Here is a 20,381-nt window from a genome sequence, read left to right as displayed (position 1 = left end):
TGAGTTTGGTCACTACAAAGATAGATGATGCCAGCTTTATTTTTATCATAATATAAAATTTTTTTTTCTATCTATGCATTTAACGGAAGAACCTAAATTCCACAACGGGAAGAAGGTTAAGTTCTGGTACTCTACTCATATATGCTATCGTTGTGGCTTTGAGGGAATGAACATGGTTGGTCCACATACCGACTTCTTTGGTTCCTTAGGATATGGTTCGTATATCGGTGGAGGTGGAATGGTTAGTGCTGAAGTCGGGCGCTTTACGTCTATCGGTCCCAACTGCCGATACATCAATGCTACCCATGCTTATAAGGCGCCGTTCGCTACAACATGTCCTCTGTTCTTTTCTAAAAGCAACGGAAACAATCCGCGAGGCAAGACGTTTGCTTCAGAGCAGATGATAGAAGAGTTCAAGTTCTATGATAAAGCCAGAGAACTTGTAAACAAAATCGGTAACGACTGCTGGCTTGGTTCCAATGTCACTTTAATTGGTGGGGTAGAGATACACGATGGAGCGGTAGTCCTTGCCAATGCCGTGGTTACAAAAGATATTCCGCCTTACGCAATTGTAGGTGGCGTACCTGCCAAAGTCATTGGCTATCGTTATGATGACGAAACAATCCAGTTCTTGCAGAAAACCAAGTGGTGGAATAATCAGCCGGAATGGTTTGAAAAGAACTGGAGACTGCTGAATGATATAGACGCATTGAAGAAATATTTTGATAAAAAGTGATGACAATGAAACAGTTTCTCATAAAACTCCTCAACTTCCCCACAACCCTTCGCATCAAGTTGTATCCACGAATCAACCGCATGATATTGAAGGCGCATGGCGTTGTGTTTGGTAAGAACCTTCAGATTCCCGGCAAGGTGTCGTGGTTAATCGGGGGTAAGTTGAAAATTGGAGACAATTTCTATCTCTCCTCTGGAAATAGTGTGAATCCTATAGCAAGCAATCTGCAGGCTGATGTATACGTAGAACCAGGAGCGGCACTTACCATTGGCAACAATGTAGGAATGAGTAGTACACGGTTGTGGATTCACGAAAGTGCCAAAATCGGTAACAATGTGAAGATCGGAGGTTGTGTGCTTATTACTGACACAGATGCCCATCCGATGGATTATATGGCTCGTCGCAGTTCCAACGAAGGCACGAAGTCAGCGCCGGTAGTTATAGAGGATGACGTGTGGATAGGTGCTCATTGCATTATTCTCAAAGGTGTGACGATCGGGGCAAGAAGTGTCATAGGTGCCGGTAGCGTGGTGACCAAGAGTATTCCTGCCGACTGCGTGGCAGCTGGCAACCCGTGCAGGGTGATAAAGAGTTTAAATCAATGAAACAAAGACTATTGTATATAGATAGAATAAAGGGATTGGCTATCATCTTGGTTGTTGTAGGACATTTATACACATTCTCTGAAGCAACAGATGGCAATCTTGTCAATAAGCTCATTGGGTCATTCCACATGGCTTTGTTTATGTTTGTTTCCGGTTTCGTTGCATATATATTACCCCCACAGGACTATAGAAGCTTGCTAACGAAATTGCTGACAAGATGTGTCAAGTATATTGTTCCCATGTATGTGGTGGGATGGTTGCTTTATCTCTTTGCATTAAATACTGTCAGTCCTGACAATGTTATGCTTCTTGCGATGAGGGATGGTGTTTTGTTTGGCAACTGGTATTGGTATTTGAAGGCTTTGACAATTTTTTCATTATTGAGTTTGCCCATTATGCATGGAAACAAAATATGGATTGATGTTGTCTGTATTTTTGTTTGTTATGTCTTGTTTGGAGTATTATGGAAATATGGAGGTGAAATAGGTGCGAATCTTTGTATGGAGCATGCAACTTGTTATTTCCCATTTTTTTCATTAGGTCTTTTGACGAGAAAATACAGTCGTTTGCAAAAACTGATTAAATCAGACGCTCTCTTTGCGATTTCTATTGTCGGATATGTCAGCTTGTTCTTCTCCACATGTGATATTCATATTGTCAACACTTTGTCCAAAAGGTTTTTGCTGCCGGTATGTGCGATAGTTGTGGCTTTCAATACTTTGAGCAAGATGGATCATAAGCAGTCAAAAATTCTGCAAGGCTTGGAATATTTTGGAAATAATTCTTTGCAAGTCTATCTGTTCCATTATTTCTTTGTGCTTTTCGTGAATATCCATATCATGTGGATTTGGGGAATGGATAATGATAATAATTTATTCATGCATCTTTGTGTTCTCATGATGTCGATAGTCATAGCCGCTTTGTCAGTATCAGTGGGAGAGTTGTTGAAATATTCCAAATATATAGGCAAATTAATTTATGGTAAATAGCAATAGGGATATATATGTCGATGTGGCAAAGGGACTCGGTATTTTGCTTATTGCCTGTATTCATACAGAGGTCTTTGGCGTTGTAGACTATGCTTTGACATTCATAGCAGTACCGGTATTTTTCCTTATGAGTGGTTTCTTTGACCGATCGGAAAAACCGTTTTGTCAGTGGTTCCCAAAATCTCTCCGTACATTGATATTGCCTGCTGTCATCTGGATTTTGATAGCTACAGCGTATATCAAACTGTTGGGCTATGCGAAAGACAGGAGTTGTGGAGAGAATCCGTTCAACTGTTATATCATTACTGGTTATAATGGTCCTGCGTGGTTTCTTTTCGCTTTACTTTATGCCAAGGCATTGACTTGGGGATTGGTAAAGACGAAATTTCCTAAATATGTAGTCTGTGTTGTCTGTATAGCGATAGGCTATATAGGTATGACAGTGAATATGCCGTTCCTGTTGGATGAGGGATGTGCCGCTCTGCCTTTTTATGTGGCAGGTAAGTATTGTTATCCTTATCTCAGAGAGGTCATTTCAAATAAGTGGCTTTTGATGTGTGGTGTTATAGCTTTGCTCGTGTATATAATGCATTATGCCAACTTTACTATAGTACCACAGTCGAATGGTAATTTTGCGCCATACTATGTAGTGGCTTTGGTATTGATGATTTTGTGCTTTGTCCCATTCATGTTCATCTCAGACAAACTTCATAATCAGAAGTGGCTCGCATCGTTAGGTCAACATTCGTTGGGAATAATGCTCTTGCATTCTCCCATGTGTCATACGGCAGCGGTGGTTTTGAACAGAGTTTTTGAACCAGGCTCTATGCCATGGATTGCCTGTTTCCTCGTGGCTTACGCAGTAATAGTGTTTGTAGCTCATTGGGGAACGGACTTAATAGAGAAATATGCACCGGTGATGCTGGGGAAGAGATAATTTTTTTGAAATCAATTTAGATAGTTAGCAATATGGATGATAAACTGATAACCGTAACGTCGCCTCTCCTTCCAAGTCTCGACGATTTTACAGCTGAACTGAAGAAGATTTGGGAGAGTAAGTGGATTACTAACAACGGTGACTATCATAAGGAGCTGGAGAAAGAATTGGTCGCTTATCTGAAAGTGCCGTTCGTAAGCCTTTTCACCAATGGCACACTGCCTTTGCTTACGGCATTGCAGGCGTTGCGCATAACTGGAGAAGTGATAACCACGCCGTACAGTTTCGTTGCTACTACACACAGCATCTGGTGGAATGGCTGCAAACCGGTGTTTGTTGACATCGATCCGGCTACGGGCAATATGGATCCGAACAAGATTGAGGCTGCCATCACTCCGAGGACGACGGCTATCATGCCAGTGCATGTGTATGGAAAGCCATGTGATACGAAGGCAATACAAGATATCGCTGACAAATACGGACTAAAAGTGATTTATGATGCCGCCCATGCTTTCGGAGTGGAGGTTGATGGAGAGGGAATCCTTAACGCTGGCGATATTTCCACTTTGAGTTTTCATGCAACCAAAGTCTACAATACCATTGAGGGCGGAGCGATGGTGATGCATGACGAAAAGACCAAGAAACGCATCGATTATCTGAAGAACTTCGGATTCGCCGGAGAGACGGAGGTTGTGGGGCCTGGCATTAACAGCAAAATGGACGAGATGCGTTCAGCATACGGCATTCTCAACCTCCGCCTTGTAGACGCTGCCATCGAGGCACGCCATCAGGTGGCAATCAGATATAGAGAAGCTTTGCGGCAGGTAGAGGGAATCACGTTCTTCGACGATATGCCTGGAGTGAGACATAACTATAGCTACTTCCCGATATTTGTGGATGCAGAGAAATACGGAATGACCCGTGACGAACTTTATGCCAAGATGAAATCGCGTGGTATACTTGGTCGCCGTTATTTCTATCCGCTTATTTCAGAGTTTTCTACATACCGCGGACTTGAGAGTGCTGACCCTACTAATTTGCCCGAGGCTCATAAGATGGCAGACAGCGTAATCTGTCTGCCTATGCACCATGGACTTAGCGATGAGGATATACAGAGGGTGATTGACTGTATTGTTGAATAACACAATACATATAACAATCAATAGCTTATGAAACAGAAAAAGTTGATGCTCCTTGGAGGCATACGGTATCTACTGCCTGTTATCAAGGCAGCTCACGAGCAAGGCTATTATGTGATAACGGCAGATTATCTTCCAGACAATATAGCTCACAAATATTCTGATGAATATGTGAATGTCAGCATCATAGACAAGGAGGCCGTATTGAAAGTGGCTCAAGAGAAACAGATTGATGGTATTATGTCGTTCGGTGTAGACCCTGGCGTTGTTGCTGCATCATACGTGCAGAACAAGATGGGGTTGCCGTCGTTTGGTCCATTCGAATCTGTAGAGATTCTGCAGAATAAGGATAAGTTCCGTACCTTCCTTGCAGAGCATGGTTTCAACGTGCCATGGGCTTTCGCCTTCTCAAGCATGGAAGAGGCATGGCAGGCTCGAAACAAATTCTCTTACCCTCTTATCGTGAAGCCTACCGATTCTGCAGGAAGCAAGGGATGTACACGTGTAGACAGTGAAGAAGAACTGACGACAGCCATCGAGTATGCTTTCAAGTATACTATCGGCGGACATATCATCATTGAAGAATTTCTTGAAAAGAAAGGTTGTTCGTCTGATACAGATAGCTATGCACTTGAAGGAAAATTGAAATTCGTAAGTTTTAGTGCTCAACGCTTCGATGCAAAGGCTACCAATCCGTATACCCCAGCAGCTTACTCGTGGCCTTCTACTTTTACAAAGGAAGAAGAAGGATATCTCACAAAAGAGATACAACGTCTCATCACACTTCTTGGAATGAAGACCTCTGTTTTCAATATCGAGACACGAGTTTCGCCTAGCAACAAGCCATACATAATGGAACTGACTCCTCGTGGAGGAGGAAATCGCTTGTGCGAGATGCTTCGATATGCTACGGGGGTGGATATGATTACAGCCATTACACGTGCAATGGTTGGCGACGAACCTGATGCCATCGAGCAGAAACCGTACAACGGACATTGGGCAGAGATAATTCTTCATGCAGAGAAAGATGGTGAGTTTGTCGGACTGCAGATCGATTCGTCGTTGCCTGCGGAAATCGTAGAAGAAGACCTTTGGGTGACCCCCGGTGACTTTGTTCATGGATTTGAAGCAGCCAATGATGCTATCGGTACGCTCGTACTGCGTTTTGATAATGCCGAAGAATTGGAAAAAGCAATTGCCGATCAGACAACGTGGCTTAAAGTAGTGGTGAAATAATGGAAGCAATTGGTGGATACTTTGAATTGGCGGATTGTGAACAAGCCGATAATTTTCCTCATGGAACGGGTATATTGCTTAATACAGGACGTAATGCTTTAGAATACATATTGCGTACAATCAAACAAGTAAGCCGTATATATATACCTTATTTCACTTGTGAAGTTGTGCTTGAACCTATTAAACGCTTGAGAATCCCATATAACTATTATCATATAAATTCTCATTTTGAAATTGCAGACGACATAAGGCTTGGTGAGAATGAATATATCATTGTCAATAATTACTATGGAATCAAGGACCGTTATGTTAGCTCTTTATACAATAAATATTGTGAACACTTGATTGTAGATTGTGCTCAAGCGCTTTTCGCTCCAGTTGAAACTGGAATAAAGGCTTTTTACAGTACTCGAAAATATGTCGGTGTTGCAGATGGAGGCATTGCCTATGTTGGCAACGTGCAATCTATTGATACTTCACTTTATGACGAAGAGCCAACGATTCTACATTCTGACCATCTTGTAATCCGCAAAGAAAAAGGGGCAGAAGCTGGTTTCACTTGCTATCAAGCCGACGAAGAAGCATTGGACAATCTGCCGATACGCAGAATGTCTTCCTTGACAAAAGAGGTTTTGCTACATATTGATTATGAAAAAATAAAGAGAATAAGAATCTCTAATTGGTCTGTTCTTGAAGATACTCTTGCATACAAAAACCAAATACAATTGCCTGCAACTTCAGAATTTGAATGTCCTATGGTTTATCCGTATGCAGTAAGTAATGGTCAGGAACTTCGCAAAAAGTTGATAGGAAACAAGGTGTTTGTCGCAAGATATTGGCCCAATGTTCTTCCGTGCAGAGGCTTTGAACTAGAATATAATTTGGCAAATAATGTCGTTGCTTTGCCCATAGACCAAAGATATGGGGAGAAAGAAATGGAGAGGATAGTTGGTCTTATTAATGAATTCGACAAAAGATGAAAATGAAAAAAATAGCAGTTCTTGGAGCTAATGCTCCTTTGTTGCCCTTTTATAAGCAGGCATACGCTATGGGCTATAGATTGATAGGCATAGCATGGGAGGAGGGCGCAGTATGCAAAAAGTATTGCGAAAAGTTTTATCCCATATCGTTTGTTGACAAAGAGGCTGTTTTGGAAGTTTGCCGCAAAGAAAAAGTAGATGGCATAACCTCATTCAGTCTTGAGTCGGCTTTGCCGACACTTGTATATGTAGCTCAGAACCTTGGTTTAGTGAGCAATACAGAGGAATGTGTAGAGCTGACAAAAAGCAAATTTGCTATGCGTAAGGCGTTTGCTGAGAATGGCATTTAAACTTGTAGCATAATGGATAAGTTGTTGATTTTAGGAGGTAATCCTACAGAGATTGAGATTGTTGAAAGAGCAAAGAAGTTGGGGCTTTACACAATTGTAACTGATAATCATACCGACTGGAAGTTGTCACCTGCAAAACAATTGGCAGATGAAGGTTGGAACATTAGTTGGAGCGATGTTGACACATTGGCAAAGAAATGTCAGGAAGAAGATGTCAATGGGGTTATTGCAGGTTTTAGCGAATTTAGAGTCGACAATATGATACAGTTGTGCGAGCGGCTCCACTTCCCATGCTCTTTAACGATGCATCAATTAGATGTAACGCGGGATAAACTTCTTTTCAAAGAGACCTGCCGTAAATATGGACTTAATACAATCGCAGAACATCATATCGATGATAGTAACATAACTTTTCCTGTTATCGTAAAACCCGTAGATAGAGCAGGCTCCATTGGGATTAATGTAGCACATAACAAAGAGGAACTAGCTGCTTATTACGAAACAGCATTAAGCTTGTCTCCGTCTAAGCAAGTCGTGATAGAAGACTTTATTACAGATGGTATTAAAGTAGATGTTTATTATTATGTAAAAGATAATAAACTGACATTTCTTGGAAGTAGCGATACCGTTATGTGTAAGGGTGACCTTGGAGCAAAGATATTGCAGAAAGCATGGCCGTTTAAGTCAAAATACGAGCAAGACTATTTGAAGCAAGTAGATGGCAAAGTGCGCAATATGTTCAATGGTCTTGCAATAAACAATGCATATGCAACGATGTCTATGTTCTATAGAAACGGCGACTTCTACTTCTTTGAGGCAGGCTTTAGATTGAGCGGAGAAATGTCGTATCACTATTATGAAAAAATAGCTGGTATGAATTATCTTGACTCGATGATAAAACACTCGATGGGGTATAAAGACAATGCTGATTATAAGGAGGTTCTCAATTGCAATAACCATTGTATCGTGCTTAACTTCTTCGGTCTTGATGGAGACGTAGACAATATCAAAGGTTTAGAAGAATTAAAGAAGAACGATAATATCTATGACATACAACTGTATGTGAACAGGAATGAAGCCATAGAAAATTCCACAAATGTATTCAAGAAGATTGCCATGTTCACTATTGTGTCTGCCTCATTTGAAGATATGGTTGCAACAGTAAATGCTGTAAACAACACGTTTGATGTGTTTGACAAGAATGGCGAAAGCCTGGTTTATGAAAGAGTTTCTGAGCAAGAGCTATATATAAACTAAGTACGTGAAAAAATCCCCCATATCTACCAGGATTCTTGCAATTGATTATAAATCAAATAAATAATGGCTGGGAGATAACTGGCGGATAGTCCGAATCTACCAGCCTATCTACCAGCCGAACGGGAGTATCTCCCAGCCTCAGACGCACATCTGACGGCTGCGTGTCGGCGTCTGCCAGCAAGTTTATGATTATGGGGCGCGTAACGAGCATGTCATGCGCTGCAGAACATACGATTACACCATATCAAAAATGTCATTACCGCATAGCAAAAGCAGCGCTACCGCATGTGTAAAATGGTAGTACCGCGAAGAGGTAACATGATAGGTTTTTATTAAGCGGCATGTTAAAAACAATTATAAAGATTAAAATGTGAATAATAATTGTTATTTTTGTAGTATACATGTTGGCAAAAAGAATAAGTTTTAAGAATGTGAATTAAAAGCAAATAGATTATCATGATATATGCACCAGTTATAATACCTACATTGTGTAGATACAAGCACTTTAAGGAGTGCTTGGAGTCGCTCTCGAAGTGTAAATGGGCAGAGGAAACAGAAGTGTTTGTCGGATTGGACTATCCGGCAAAGGAGAGTCATCGTTCTGGTTATGAGAAAATTAAACGTTATCTCAAAGAAGTTGGCGATATGACTTTCAAAAAAATACATGTTTTTGAGAGAGAGGTAAACTATGGTGGCGGAAAAAATTATGTGGAACTAAGAAATTTGGTTTTTAAGCGTTTCAACACTTATATCTATTCAGAAGACGACAACGTGTTTTCTCCAAACTTCTTGGAGTATATGAACATTTGTCTTGATAAATACAGAGACGACCCTAATGTGTTGGCAGTTTGCGGATATAGCTATCCTGTAGATTGGGATGTTTCTGATGAAGCTACGGTGTTGAAACAACAGATAAATGTCTCAATGTGGGGCACGGGCCTGTGGAAAGACAAGGAAGACAGATGGAATGATAATTACTATAAAGGAATACTGCTTGCTGATTTGCCTTTGCTCATCAAGAAACAAGGATTCCTGAAGATGATAGATGCCTGTCTTAGGGAATACTTAGAGGCTGCATGTAACATTTCGGGGATTGGTAACGGCATGCTTAAATGCAAAACAGACATCGCAAGAAGAGCGTTCCTTGCAGTATATGATAAATATGCCATTACGCCAGTCGTGTCAAAGGTCAGGAATATGGGGTTTGATGGTAGTGGGTTATACTGTCAGAATATTGACACTAACCTGAATGGCGAGACTGCTGGCACTTATAACTATCCGAATCAGCCAATTGACGATGCTGCGGACTTTGTATTGGTAGAAAACAGCAAGGATAGTTTTGAGGAGAACCGTAAGAGATTGAATGCCTTCGACTATCGCTCGCCACGACAAATGGCAAAAGCGAAGCGGTTGCTGTGGCTTTGTGTTCATTGCGGAATATGGTCGGCAAAGTTCTATAGCCTTGTCGTTTTCCCACGTGTGATAGCAATTAAAATATATAATAGATTGAGAAGGAAATAGTTTAGACAATGGCTAAAAAAGTGAGGGCTGTTATGCCTTATATTAGAAAAGGCATCGTAAACTTCAAAATGGGACCGTATGAAGCTTGGGGAAATATTGGCGGAGAGGTGGCGGTAACCCGTTATCCTTGCATAAGAAAAGTTGCTGGATTCTTTCATAACCACGAACTGCCTTCGCTATGGAAATCTAAAAAGGAGGCAAGACTTCGATTCATGGAACCAATCAATCGTAAGTTTGATGCTTTTCCCGATTATGTTAGTTACGAAATCATTCCTTTCATCTGGGACTGTTGGCCTTGTCTTGACAACAGAATGAGCCGTTGGCTGAAAAAACACGATGTGAAGACTGCCATTTTTACTTCAAGACAAAATGCAGCACGTATACAGGAGCGTTTCCCGGATATGAATATTCTTGTCGTGACAGAAGGTGTTGATATTAGTAAGCATAATGAAGGAACGTTGCTGAAAGACAGAAAGATTGACTTGCTTGAATTTGGTCGGACAAATAAATTAGTGATTGGAGAGTCTGAATTTGAAGGAATCAATCATTTGTGTACGGGCAATCTGGAAAAACGATTGACGGACGAAGAGCTACATGATGCGATGGCGAATTCCAAGATTACAATAGCACTGACTAAAAACTATACTGAGCCCGCTATCGGGGGTGGTGTGGAGACATTGACGCAGCGCTATTGGGAGAATATGCTGTCGCGCATTGTTATGGTTGGCCATGCACCGCAGGAACTTGTTGATCTTATAGGCTACAATCCTGTTATAGAAGTAGCAATCGATGAAAGCTCAGAAGAGAATTTCAGAAAAGAAGTGAAAAAGATACTTGACCATATTGAGGATTATCAGCCTCTGGTTGACAGAAATCGGGATGTTGCTGTGAAAATGGCGCCTTGGGAACTAAGAATGCAGCATGTTAAGGAGTGGCTTGTCAATTTGGGCTATGAAGTGTGAAAAATATCGGTTTTGAATTATAATTAATACATAAAAAATATGATACCAAAGATTATCCATCTTTGTTGGTTGTCTGGTGATCCTTATCCTGTAGAGATTCAAAAGTGTTTAGATTCTTGGAAAAAGTATTTACCTGATTATGAGGTTTGGGTATGGGATACCAAACGATTTGATATCAACAGTACAATTTGGACAAAACAGGCGTTTGAGGCCAAGAAATATGCTTTTGCTGCAGATTATATACGTCTCTATGCTTTGTACAACTATGGAGGAATGACTATTCCTAAAATTAGTTGACAGAATTGGATGCGATTAACTAATTAGGTTTACTACTTTTATTCAGTTCTCTGTTTTACTTTACAAGTTCTGTTAGTTGAACTGATTTGTTTTACAAGATTTCATCAGTAAACTGATTTGCTTTACTACCTTCTCGCATTCCAATTGCAAAGTTAATGATTATTCCTTTGATTAGTGCAAGAAATAAAAATATTTCGTAATTTTGCTGTCAGAAGCCGAAGAGGAAGCGAGCTCTGCTGAGGAGCAACTCGCCAGCAATAGGTTTCTGCATCACACTGAAATAGTGGTATGGGCGTTGTCTTTCGGGGCAGCGCCCATTATTTTAGGAGATGCTGTATGGCTAAGAAAAACCTATCAGCTGCCTGTGGCAGCAGGTCTGTTCCATGGATTGCACCAACACCTTTTTTGTTCTCCAACTTCTGTATGTACCGTTTCGGGAGTCTTGTATCCAATGCTCATATGCGGACGTTCTGTATTATAGAAACGTATGATACGAGTCAGTTCTTCCTTACAATTCTCTATTGACGGTATGCTCATCTTGTAGAGCCATTCTGTTTTGATGATGCCATTGGCGCGTTCTGCAATGGCATTTTCGAGAGGATCACCGCTTTGGGTCATGCTTATCATTATATTATGTGCCTTTAGCTCCTTAACGTATGCAGCACTACAGTACTGGCTTCCTCTATCAGAATGATGGATGAGACGGGATGCTGTTTCATCGTCAATTGTTGCCAGTGCCATACGCAGTGCCTCCAATGGGTATATGGTTTCCAAGGTCGGTCCTACTGCCCATCCCACAATCTTATGAGAATAGGCATCCGTGATAAGCGACAAGTAACACACACCCTCAGTTGTTTCTATGTACGTTATGTCACTGACCCATATTTCGTTAGGTCGCATGGGAACCACATCCTTTATCAAGTTGTCATACTTGTGGTAATGATGACTGGAGTCAGTTGTCTTGTAGTGACGACGTCTTTTCAACTGCACCATCAATCCATTGGCACGGAGCAATTCTATGAACGCATCTCGTCCAGGCATACGATCAGTGGATTCAAACAAGCGTTTGACGATGAGGTATAGTTTGGCACAACCAAGTCCAGGGTTATCCTTACGGTATTCTCTGGCCTTCTCCACTATCATGGTTTCTAAGGCATTATCGACAAAGTCATTGTCTGGATCTTCACGGTTGTAGAACGACTGTCTGCTATAACCAAACAGCCTGCAAAGGGTATTCATCGATGCTGGTGAAGACTCTTCGCGGAGCAGACTTACTGTTTGGTGCCAGATTTTTTTCTTATTGGAATATTGAATCGTTCTTCTGCAAGGTTAATCATTGTGTCGTAGGCATGGGCACGTAGTTTCTCTAGTTCTGCCTCTTTTCTTGCTTTCTTGAGCTCTGCTTTCAATTCTCTGATCTGCTCGTCTTTACTTTTGTTTGCCATAGTGTCATCGTTGTTCTCCTGCAAAGATACTAAACGATTTTCAGAAAGATAACGACCTACCCAAGAAAACAGCACCTGAATGTTGGAAATATGATGTTTCTCAACTAATTCCTCAGGCGTATTCTCGCCTTTAAGGAAATCAAGTGCAGCAAGTACTCGATCTTCTTCATCATGAATGTAGCGAGTGGATTCTACCCATACCCATTCATACTGACCTGTCGCTTCATTTAGGACACGATCTCTTTCACGTTTTACTTTTGTTCTCATACACTTTTGTTTTAGGCATCCAAAAGTGTCAAGTTTTTTTAGGGTAAGTCAGAATATATCTCGATTCTGATGTGTTGGTATATAAGAATTTTGAGCCTCTATTGAATTTGCCTTACTTCGTAGGTGCAGATCAGATACGTGCATTTGAGGCTGCTGTTATAGGTTGTACGCCTAAATGCAAATGGATTAAAGATATTTTGGACACATATAAAGATAAAACATTTATCAAGAATAACGGTGACTATGATATGTTGACGCTTCCATGTCGCTTTCATCATGTGTTGACAGAATTAGGATATAAATTTTGGAAAATTACGGATCTGTCATCTCTAAAATCTCATAACTTCAGTATTGAGAAAAAAGAAATGTTTGTCTTTGACAGATATTTTTTTAATAGCCGCAATGCTATTGAGGTTCATCAAACAACCAAAAGCTTCTGTGCTCACAATTATGCTGGAAGTTGGATGAAACAACAACAAAAGAAAACTATCAAAAGCATTTTGCCTAAATGGTTTGTAAAATTAGTCTATATAGTAGGCCAAAAAACCTGGAAGCGTAATAAATTCAGTTGGTTCCAAATCCCGTTTGAGAATTAGTCATTATGCATTATTTATATAAAACTTTTAGTAATGAAAGGAATATCGATATTTTTTACACTATATTGGATAATATATTTCCCTACATGTATAGCATACAATGATTTGCCAGGCTTTTCCAATATAGATGAGATGATGACAATCATCTTGTTCTTGTTTACATTGCTGATGTGTCGGAAACGCTATATCAACAGGAAACCAAGGAAAGAGTTTATTGTATGTTTGGGTGTTATAGCTTTTTATTTCGTTTATTCATTGATCTGGGGAGTCAATGTCTTGGGAGGAATTCTGCTTGACTTGATGCAGGAGGTCCGCCCGTATACCATTATTTTCTGCACTTGGATTCTGAATCCTCAATTCTCGAAGAAACAGAAAAAATGGATGCTGGCGACGATGGTCTTGACATTGGTGTCATGGATAATCTATCATCCGGACTCTTTTGAAAATAGAAATGCAGAGTTCCCGGTTCTTGGTCAGTTGGCTATTTGTACGGGTCTGTCGTGGTATCTGTTGACAAAGCAGACAAAGCGCAACCGTAATATTGCGTTATTGCTGGTCTTGACGGGAATGTTGGCTCCTAAGTTTAAGTTTATGGGTGAGGTGGTCTGCTTTATCGCCTTTATCTACTTCTTGAAAAAGCGTCTTAATTTCAGGTCTCCCAAAACAATCCTTTATTGCACTGTAATAGCATCAATTGTCTTGACTGTGACATGGACACGTTTTGATGCTTATTATGTATCAGGATTGAACAATGAATATTTGGCACGTCCTATGACATACAAAACGTCGCTGAAGATTTTGTATGATTATTTACCCTTCGGACCGGGTATGGGAACATTTGCATGTAATGGAGCATGGAAATTTTATTCGCCTTTATACTATAAATACAATTTGAATGACATTTGGGGACTTGACGAAGGGGGAGGCTTTATTTGTGATGCATATTATCCTACTTTGGCACAGTTTGGAATCGTCGGAGTATTCTTCTTCTTGTGGTTCTGGAAACGAAGGTTCAAGGAGATAAATGTTATTCAGGATATGCGCTATTATCGAGTGGCGATGATCACTGTTTGTTGTATCGCCATCGAGCAGACAGCCGACTCGTCGTGGCTCTCAGGTAAGGGCATGGGCTATTGCATGCTTCTCGCATTGTGTCTGAACGCCAACAGAAATATGATGATTGAAAGGCAACGCCAGATGGCTGCAACAGCTAATGAACAAATGGAGACTCCTAAATGACTAAAGTCTTGATGGTTGGCTCTGCTGAGCAGAGTGGGGGAGGCGTGGCGAGTGTCGTCAGACTGATGAAGGGGATGCCCTTTTGGCAGAAATACCATTGTGGATGGTTAGGCACTCAGATTCAGCGCAACTATGGCGTGAAGCTATGGTATGCTCTGAAGGCATACGCCAAGGCGCTCTTCACGATATGGGGATACGACATCGTTCATTTTCATACGGTGCCCGACAGGATTTGTCTGATTATTCAAATGCCTGTGCTATTGCTGGCATTACTTGGCAGAAAGAAGATTATCATGCATGTTCACATGGGCAACCAGTTGGAAAACCATACTAAGAACAAATTGTTTATATGGTGTCTGAATCGGGCTGACCGTGTGGTGCTCCTGGCGAAGAAGTGGCAGAACCTCTTCGAGACGCTCTACCCAAGGGTGAAGGCGAGGACGGCGGTGATCTACAACGCTTGCGCTCCGACACCTGCCGTCGACTATTCGGTTAAGGAGAAGAGCATCATCTTTGCGGCGCACCTGGACGAGAACAAGCGTGCCGATTTGCTGCTGCAGGCGTGGAAGCGGCTACGCGGCGACTTCCCCGACTGGCACGTCATGATTATGGGCAACGGCGATGTGGAGGGCTACAGCCGTTTGTGCCACGATATGGGGCTTGACGACTGTGTGACCTTCACGGGCTATATCACGGGCAAGCAGAAGGAGGACGTCTGGAACAAGGCGAGCATCTACTGCATGTGCTCGCGCCATGAGGGCTTCCCGATGGTGGTGCTGGAGGCATGGGCAAGAGGCGTCGCAGTGGTGTCGACTCCTGTTGGCGGTCTGCCAGATGTGATAGAAGAGGGTAGAAATTGCCTGACTTTCCCATTTGATGATGCTGAGGCATTAGCCTGCCAATTGAAGCGCCTAATAGAATCGCCTGAGCTTAGAATGGATATTGCGGTTTATTCTAAAGCCTTTGGCGAAAGGGTGTTCGCACCGGAGAGAGTGAATGAGAGTGTGGAGAATTTGTATGAAACTGTTCTCCTGGGCTAATATTATTTCTATATGAAAATTCTAATCAATGCATACGCCTGCTCGCCGGGAATGGGCAGCGAACCGGGAATGGCATGGAACTGGGTGAGCAATCTTGCCAATAAATTTGAGGTGTATATATAATATTGGCTTTTAGAAATCATGAATATTTTTCATCTATTGCAAAAGATAAGTCTTGTTCCTTCGTATCTGTGGGACAAGATGTGGGCTCCTGTATGGAAGCGGTGTATGAAGCACTGTGGCAAAGGGGTATATATCCGTCCGATGTCTTCGGATATCAAGGGCTTATGGAACTTGTCTGTAGGGATGGTACTTCTATTCCAAAAGGTAGTACTATCTATTGTACGGATGCACCATGTATTATTGGCAAGAAGGTGCTCTTCGGTCCTAGGCCTACGATAATCACCGGTGACCATCGCATTGACATCTTGGGTAAGTATATTACGGATGTTACTGTTGAGGAGAAGTTTGTGGATGGGGTGAATGTGTATGACCAGCCTGTCGTTATCGAAGATGGCGTTTGGTGTGGTGCAAATGTTACCATCCTCAAAGGTGTGACTATCGGTCGTGGCTCTGTAGTTGCTGCTGGTGCTGTTGTCACTAAATCTTTTCCTCCTTACAGTATTATCGGTGGCATTCCTGCCAAACTGATCAAAATGAGATTTACGGAAGAGGAGATCAAGGAGCACGAAAGAATGTTGACTGTAAAAAAGTGATACTATGAATCAGGATCGTTTATATTCATTGGACATGATGAAGTTTGTGGCTGCTATCTTCATCACCAATTCTCATTTCCAACCGCTATATGAGGGGGTGAATACTGCCTTTGCTACTTTCGGGGTGCAGGGCAATGCGCTGTTCTTTTTTGTAGCAGGGTATCTTCTAATGATGGGATTTGGAAAGCATAAGGAGCTGAGCTTTATCGATTGGTTTAAAGGGAAAATCAGGAGGTTGTGGCCTGCGGCGTTTATCTGGGTGGTGGCAGCTAACTTGATATGGGATGCTCCGCTGACTTTCGATAAAATGATATTGGGGAGTGATTATTGGTTCCTGCAAACTATAGTGGTGTACTATGCTTTGTTCTATCTGCTGATAAAGGTTTTGCCTGCTAAATGCCGATTCTGGGGGGGCAATAAATACATGTTGTCTCTCTTCGGTCTGGCGGTAGCTTGCTCTGTGGCTTATTTCTTTTGGATGCCTGTGGCGGAAGGTTCGCCTTTTCATACGAGCTTTCATTTTGTATGTCATTTTAGCATCATGATGATGGGGGCTTTGGTGTATGTCTGTCGTGACAGAATAAGTATGGGACATTGGGTGAAGGATGTTTGCGGTATGGCGCTTTCGTTTGTTTTATATTTCCTGATATTGGCTATTGGAAAGAACAAGACAGGATGGCTGTATGATGTTCAGGTGCTGGCGCTTGTGCCTCTCCATAGTTTTGTTTATTATGGGTATAAAGTGGCTTCGTATAAATGGACTGACTGGTGTTTGGGGAAGAGGTTCTTGGGCAAAGGTATCTCTCTTGTTGCTGGACTTACGCTTGAGATTTATATCGTGCAGTTTATGCTTATCACTAATAAATGGAACAGTGTGTTCCCATTGAACATCGTTATAGTGTTTGCTATCATTTGCTTAGCTGCATATCTGCTAAAGGTAATGACCGCTGCTTTTCTTTCGCTGCTATCGAAGGATAAGTTTGCGTTGGAAATTTAATTTGGAGATACACTTTTGTTTTGATTTATAAAGGTATAATTTAATAGATTAATAGACAAAGAGAGGCGTATTTTTTTACGTTACTTTACATTAAGGAGAACGAAAATGATTTATCATTATCTACTAACTCGATTTAATTTAGCTCTCTGGATAGAAGATAAGAATGGGGCAGCTATAGATCGGGAGGAATGGCTTAAAAGGCGAATGGCTCTTTTTGAAACATTTTGTCTGCCTTCTGTAAAAAATCAAGGCTGCCAGAATTTCAGCTGGATTTTGCTGGTGGATGCAAATACTCCTGCTGTATATCGGGAGAAGATCAAGACTTATCGTAATCTTTGTCCTCAAATCAGGTTTGTCGTCGTTAAGGCTGAATATGCTTATAGGTTTGCTGATATCTTCCGGCATGTGGTGTTGACAGATTTGAAACAAGGGGGATGGAAAGATGGTGATTTATGCCTTACCACTTATCTTGATAATGACGACAGTATCGCTAGTAACTTTGTGGAGCGTGTGCAGTCTGAATGTCTTTCCTTCCGTCTGACTCCTAATGAAAAACGCTTCCTGTCTTTTGATTATGGATTGCAGACCTATACAGAGTTAGGACATTTCACCACTCGTATCTATTATCCCAATAATCATTTTCTGACTTTAGCAGAATATCTGCAGTCTTCAGATATTTCTCTGTCCGTTCTCCGAACCTGCTATGGCTTTGGCAGCCATTTCCTGCTGGAGAAGCGCGGATTTGCCAAGGTGCATCATATCCATGAAAAGAAGCATCCGATGTGGATAGAGATCATTCATGAAGAGAATGTGGATAATGATGTGAAAATGACTCTTGATACGCATATAGTTCATGATAATGATATTCTCCGCCGTGTTTTCTCATTGGATATCGATATTGAATCCCAGCATTTCTTTGCTTTCGTATTGAGAGGTCTGAAGCAAGTGTGGAGGAGGAGTAAAAATAAATTTTAGAAACAGATGAAAATCTTAATCAACGCATACGCTTGCTCGCCGGGTATGGGGAGTGAGCCGGGAATGGCATGGAACTGGGTGAGCAATCTCGCCAAGTCCTGCGAACTGCATATCATTACCGAAGGGGAGTTTCGGGACAAAATAGAGGAGGTGGTGCCAACCCTGGAGCAAGGCGGGAACATGCATTTCTATTATAACCCTGTGTCGGAGAAAATCCGCAAGATGTGCTGGAATCAGGGCGACTGGCGCTTCTATAAGTATTACAGGGAATGGCAGTGGAAGACGTATCTCATGGCAAAGGACATCTGTTCGAAGGAGCAGATAGATATCCTGCATCAGTTGAATATGATAGGATTCCGTGAGCCGGGATATCTCTGGAAACTGTCAAGGGAGAATGGTGTGCCGTTTGTATGGGGACCTGTGGATGCCAAGGATAAGTTTCCTGTTGCTTATTTGGATGGTGCTGGATTGAAAACCAAGTTGTTTATGCGCCTGAAAAATTTCTTGACTGGTATCCAATTGAGATATTCTAAACGTGTGCTACTTGCTGCACGCCAGTCATCGGTTATATTCTCAGCCTCATCTAACTCGCAACGCTCTTTCAAAAAATATATGAATATAGATTCGCCTCTTCTTAATGAGACGGGATGCTATGTTCAGGATCATCCTATTGTGGATAAAACAGATAAAGAGACCTTTGATGTCCTTTGGGTTGGCAAAATGGATTTCCGCAAGCAACTTGCTTTAGCTTTACAAACTGTAGCCAAATCTGAAAACAACAAACTCCGTCTTCATATTATGGGTGGTGGTGATGCAGAATTTTATCAATCATTGGCAAAGAGTTATGGTATTGCTGATAAGTGTATTTGGCATGGTGCTGTGAGTCACGATGAGGTACAGGATATCATGCAAAAGTCGGATATCTTCCTCTTTACCAGTGTTGCTGAGGGTACTCCCCATGTAGTACTGGAAGCTATTTCCAATAATCTTCCTGTCGTTTGTTTTGACACTTGCGGTCAGGGTGATGCCGTGAATGACAAGGTAGGTAGAAAGATTCCTCTTTCTTTCCCTTGCCAGTCTGTTAGTGACTTTGCCAAACTGCTCAACGAACTTGAGGATAATAGGTCTTTGCTGAAACAATTGTCGGAGAACTGTAAAGAGAGACAGCAGGAATTGTCTTGGGAAGAAAAGGCCAAGACAATGATGGAGTGGTATGAGAAAATTTTAAGGAAATAATAAGATGTTCAAACTTAAAAATCTGGATATTCTCTGCAGCAAGGCGCAACTCGAAACGCTGCCTGAGGGGAAACTGCTTATCAATACCATCAACGCCCATTCGTATAACACGGCGCGAAAGGATTCCCTCTTTGCCGAGGCACTTACGCGTGGCGATGTGCTCATTCCCGACGGAGTGAGCGTGGTGAAGGCTTGCCGATGGATAAAGGCGAAGTCGCAGCCCAGGGAGCGTATCGCCGGATGGGACCTCTTCGAGTTTGAGATGAACCGCTTGGAGGAGCTCAGTGCCATGTGTCATGGGGCAGGAGAGGGATTGGCTGACGATGCCTGCGCTGCCACGGAAGCGAAGAAGACCGTGATGTTTATGGGCAGTTCGCAGCGTGTGCTTGATCTGATAGTGGAACGTGCCGCTGAGGTGTATCCTCATCTCAGGGTGGTGACGTATTCACCGCCATACAAACCGGAGTTCTCTGCCGACGACAACCGTGCCATCGTTGAGGCTGTCAATGCCGCTGACCCCGACCTGCTGTGGATTGGAATGACGGCACCCAAGCAGGAGAAATGGACCTACTCTCATTGGCAGCAACTGGATATCCACTGTCATGTGGGCACTATCGGAGCCGTCTTCGACTTCTTCGCCGGCACCGTGGAGCGTGCACCGATGTGGTGGCAGCGTCACGGACTGGAATGGCTCTACCGTCTGCTCAAGGAGCCTAAGCGCATGTGGCGCCGCTATATCATTGGCAATGCCCTGTTTCTCTGGAATATCTTTTTCAGAGAGTGACCGCCAGCCTGCCACACCGCAAATAAACCTAAAACGGGCAAGTGCTGCCTCTTACACGATTAACATATCGTCAGAGG

Annotated in this window: 21 protein-coding genes and 1 pseudogene; 20 read left to right on the top strand and 2 right to left on the bottom strand. The window is 42.2% G+C overall.

The genetic code is table 11. From position 1 onward, the window contains the following. The first annotated feature begins 73 nt into the window (after positions 1 to 73). The 12 genes and pseudogenes from ACDC99_RS07100 to ACDC99_RS07045 all read left to right on the top strand — a co-directional run. Positions 74 to 736 carry a CatB-related O-acetyltransferase gene (locus ACDC99_RS07100; RefSeq protein WP_370756397.1) on the top strand — a complete coding sequence of 221 codons (663 nt, stop codon included), beginning with the start codon at positions 74 to 76 and terminating at the stop codon, positions 734 to 736. 5 nt (positions 737 to 741) lie between these two features. Further along, on the top strand, positions 742 to 1,341 hold the full coding sequence (locus tag ACDC99_RS07095; RefSeq protein ID WP_370756395.1) for a DapH/DapD/GlmU-related protein: 600 nt from the start codon (positions 742 to 744) through the stop codon (positions 1,339 to 1,341). Beyond that, a complete protein-coding gene (locus tag ACDC99_RS07090) occupies positions 1,338 to 2,330 on the top strand; it encodes an acyltransferase family protein (RefSeq protein WP_370756394.1) in 993 nt (330 codons plus the stop codon). The genes ACDC99_RS07095 and ACDC99_RS07090 overlap by 4 nt, the downstream gene beginning before the upstream one ends. Beyond that, a complete protein-coding gene (locus ACDC99_RS07085) occupies positions 2,320 to 3,267 on the top strand; it encodes an acyltransferase family protein (protein WP_370756392.1) in 948 nt (315 codons plus the stop codon). The genes ACDC99_RS07090 and ACDC99_RS07085 overlap by 11 nt, the downstream gene beginning before the upstream one ends. A gap of 32 nt (positions 3,268 to 3,299) precedes the next feature. Continuing rightward, a complete protein-coding gene (locus tag ACDC99_RS07080; RefSeq protein WP_370756390.1) occupies positions 3,300 to 4,409 on the top strand; it encodes a DegT/DnrJ/EryC1/StrS family aminotransferase in 1,110 nt (369 codons plus the stop codon). A gap of 27 nt (positions 4,410 to 4,436) precedes the next feature. Further along, positions 4,437 to 5,642 (top strand): ATP-grasp domain-containing protein, encoded by a 1,206-nt coding sequence (locus ACDC99_RS07075; protein ID WP_370756388.1) that lies wholly within the window; start codon positions 4,437 to 4,439, stop codon positions 5,640 to 5,642. Then, positions 5,642 to 6,622: a hypothetical protein gene (locus tag ACDC99_RS07070; RefSeq protein ID WP_370756387.1), complete on the top strand. Its 981-nt coding sequence runs from the start codon at positions 5,642 to 5,644 to the stop codon at positions 6,620 to 6,622. The genes ACDC99_RS07075 and ACDC99_RS07070 overlap by 1 nt, the downstream gene beginning before the upstream one ends. After that, positions 6,619 to 6,972, top strand: coding sequence for an ATP-grasp domain-containing protein (locus tag ACDC99_RS07065; RefSeq protein WP_370756385.1), 354 nt, complete (start codon positions 6,619 to 6,621; stop codon positions 6,970 to 6,972). Before ACDC99_RS07070 ends, ACDC99_RS07065 begins: the two co-directional genes overlap by 4 nt. Before the next feature lie 12 nt (positions 6,973 to 6,984). Continuing rightward, positions 6,985 to 8,229 (top strand): ATP-grasp domain-containing protein, encoded by a 1,245-nt coding sequence (locus ACDC99_RS07060; protein ID WP_370756383.1) that lies wholly within the window; start codon positions 6,985 to 6,987, stop codon positions 8,227 to 8,229. 456 nt (positions 8,230 to 8,685) lie between these two features. Further along, the gene (locus ACDC99_RS07055; RefSeq protein ID WP_370756381.1) at positions 8,686 to 9,750 is read left to right on the top strand and encodes a glycosyltransferase family protein; all 1,065 of its coding nucleotides are present in this window, start codon (positions 8,686 to 8,688) and stop codon (positions 9,748 to 9,750) included. Between the two features lie 8 nt (positions 9,751 to 9,758). After that, complete coding sequence (locus ACDC99_RS07050) at positions 9,759 to 10,712, top strand: hypothetical protein (protein ID WP_370756379.1); 954 nt, start codon at positions 9,759 to 9,761, stop codon at positions 10,710 to 10,712. Positions 10,713 to 10,751: 39 nt separating this feature from the next. After that, a pseudogene (locus ACDC99_RS07045) lies at positions 10,752 to 10,988 on the top strand (glycosyltransferase family 32 protein); the annotation flags it as partial. A gap of 375 nt (positions 10,989 to 11,363) precedes the next feature. On the opposite strand, the gene ACDC99_RS07040 reads toward ACDC99_RS07045, so the two are convergent. After that, the gene (locus tag ACDC99_RS07040) at positions 11,364 to 12,248 is read right to left on the bottom strand and encodes an IS3 family transposase (RefSeq protein WP_042517742.1); all 885 of its coding nucleotides are present in this window, start codon (positions 12,246 to 12,248) and stop codon (positions 11,364 to 11,366) included. A 32-nt stretch (positions 12,249 to 12,280) separates the two neighbouring features. Further along, on the bottom strand, positions 12,281 to 12,721 hold the full coding sequence (locus tag ACDC99_RS07035) for a hypothetical protein (RefSeq protein ID WP_052484576.1): 441 nt from the start codon (positions 12,719 to 12,721) through the stop codon (positions 12,281 to 12,283). Between the two features lie 101 nt (positions 12,722 to 12,822). On the opposite strand from ACDC99_RS07035, the gene ACDC99_RS07030 reads away from it, so the two are divergent. From ACDC99_RS07030 to ACDC99_RS06995, 8 genes are all read left to right on the top strand, one after another. After that, complete coding sequence (locus ACDC99_RS07030; RefSeq protein ID WP_370756378.1) at positions 12,823 to 13,317, top strand: hypothetical protein; 495 nt, start codon at positions 12,823 to 12,825, stop codon at positions 13,315 to 13,317. Between the two features lie 132 nt (positions 13,318 to 13,449). Then, positions 13,450 to 14,556, top strand: a complete 1,107-nt coding sequence (locus ACDC99_RS07025; RefSeq protein WP_370756376.1) for a hypothetical protein — start codon at positions 13,450 to 13,452, stop codon at positions 14,554 to 14,556. Continuing rightward, complete coding sequence (locus ACDC99_RS07020; RefSeq protein WP_370756374.1) at positions 14,553 to 15,596, top strand: glycosyltransferase family 4 protein; 1,044 nt, start codon at positions 14,553 to 14,555, stop codon at positions 15,594 to 15,596. The genes ACDC99_RS07025 and ACDC99_RS07020 overlap by 4 nt, the downstream gene beginning before the upstream one ends. A 125-nt stretch (positions 15,597 to 15,721) precedes the next feature. Then, the gene (locus tag ACDC99_RS07015; protein ID WP_370756373.1) at positions 15,722 to 16,312 is read left to right on the top strand and encodes an acyltransferase; all 591 of its coding nucleotides are present in this window, start codon (positions 15,722 to 15,724) and stop codon (positions 16,310 to 16,312) included. Positions 16,313 to 16,316: 4 nt separating this feature from the next. Next, a complete protein-coding gene (locus ACDC99_RS07010; protein ID WP_370756372.1) occupies positions 16,317 to 17,309 on the top strand; it encodes an acyltransferase family protein in 993 nt (330 codons plus the stop codon). A gap of 105 nt (positions 17,310 to 17,414) precedes the next feature. Further along, a complete protein-coding gene (locus ACDC99_RS07005) occupies positions 17,415 to 18,284 on the top strand; it encodes a glycosyltransferase (protein ID WP_370756370.1) in 870 nt (289 codons plus the stop codon). Between the two features lie 6 nt (positions 18,285 to 18,290). Then, positions 18,291 to 19,520, top strand: coding sequence for a glycosyltransferase family 4 protein (locus ACDC99_RS07000; RefSeq protein ID WP_370756368.1), 1,230 nt, complete (start codon positions 18,291 to 18,293; stop codon positions 19,518 to 19,520). Between the two features lie 4 nt (positions 19,521 to 19,524). After that, entirely contained in the window at positions 19,525 to 20,304 is a 780-nt protein-coding gene (locus tag ACDC99_RS06995) for a WecB/TagA/CpsF family glycosyltransferase (RefSeq protein WP_022315585.1), read from the top strand. Positions 20,305 to 20,381: the final 77 nt, after the last annotated feature.

Source organism: Prevotella pectinovora (genome assembly GCF_041323955.1).
Taxonomy (GTDB): domain Bacteria; phylum Bacteroidota; class Bacteroidia; order Bacteroidales; family Bacteroidaceae; genus Prevotella; species Prevotella pectinovora.
This window is presented reverse-complemented; position numbering and strand designations above follow the sequence as displayed.

Excerpts from the sequence above, each read along its gene's own strand:
- ACDC99_RS07085 (WP_370756392.1), top strand. The coding sequence starts at position 2,320 with ATGGTAAATAGCAATAGGGATATATATGTCGATGTGGCAAAGGGACTC.
- ACDC99_RS07065 (WP_370756385.1), top strand. The coding sequence starts at position 6,619 with ATGAAAATGAAAAAAATAGCAGTTCTTGGAGCTAATGCTCCTTTGTTG.
- ACDC99_RS07020 (WP_370756374.1), top strand. The coding sequence starts at position 14,553 with ATGACTAAAGTCTTGATGGTTGGCTCTGCTGAGCAGAGTGGGGGAGGC.
- ACDC99_RS07080 (WP_370756390.1), top strand. The coding sequence starts at position 3,300 with ATGGATGATAAACTGATAACCGTAACGTCGCCTCTCCTTCCAAGTCTC.
- ACDC99_RS07090 (WP_370756394.1), top strand. The coding sequence starts at position 1,338 with ATGAAACAAAGACTATTGTATATAGATAGAATAAAGGGATTGGCTATC.
- ACDC99_RS07035 (WP_052484576.1), bottom strand. The coding sequence starts at position 12,721 with ATGAGAACAAAAGTAAAACGTGAAAGAGATCGTGTCCTAAATGAAGCG.
- ACDC99_RS07095 (WP_370756395.1), top strand. The coding sequence starts at position 742 with ATGAAACAGTTTCTCATAAAACTCCTCAACTTCCCCACAACCCTTCGC.
- ACDC99_RS07050 (WP_370756379.1), top strand. The coding sequence starts at position 9,759 with ATGGCTAAAAAAGTGAGGGCTGTTATGCCTTATATTAGAAAAGGCATC.
- ACDC99_RS07040 (WP_042517742.1), bottom strand. The coding sequence starts at position 12,248 with ATGAATACCCTTTGCAGGCTGTTTGGTTATAGCAGACAGTCGTTCTAC.
- ACDC99_RS07100 (WP_370756397.1), top strand. The coding sequence starts at position 74 with ATGCATTTAACGGAAGAACCTAAATTCCACAACGGGAAGAAGGTTAAG.
- ACDC99_RS06995 (WP_022315585.1), top strand. The coding sequence starts at position 19,525 with ATGTTCAAACTTAAAAATCTGGATATTCTCTGCAGCAAGGCGCAACTC.
- ACDC99_RS07025 (WP_370756376.1), top strand. The coding sequence starts at position 13,450 with ATGATGACAATCATCTTGTTCTTGTTTACATTGCTGATGTGTCGGAAA.
- ACDC99_RS07005 (WP_370756370.1), top strand. The coding sequence starts at position 17,415 with ATGATTTATCATTATCTACTAACTCGATTTAATTTAGCTCTCTGGATA.
- ACDC99_RS07055 (WP_370756381.1), top strand. The coding sequence starts at position 8,686 with ATGATATATGCACCAGTTATAATACCTACATTGTGTAGATACAAGCAC.
- ACDC99_RS07000 (WP_370756368.1), top strand. The coding sequence starts at position 18,291 with ATGAAAATCTTAATCAACGCATACGCTTGCTCGCCGGGTATGGGGAGT.
- ACDC99_RS07060 (WP_370756383.1), top strand. The coding sequence starts at position 6,985 with ATGGATAAGTTGTTGATTTTAGGAGGTAATCCTACAGAGATTGAGATT.
- ACDC99_RS07075 (WP_370756388.1), top strand. The coding sequence starts at position 4,437 with ATGAAACAGAAAAAGTTGATGCTCCTTGGAGGCATACGGTATCTACTG.
- ACDC99_RS07070 (WP_370756387.1), top strand. The coding sequence starts at position 5,642 with ATGGAAGCAATTGGTGGATACTTTGAATTGGCGGATTGTGAACAAGCC.
- ACDC99_RS07010 (WP_370756372.1), top strand. The coding sequence starts at position 16,317 with ATGAATCAGGATCGTTTATATTCATTGGACATGATGAAGTTTGTGGCT.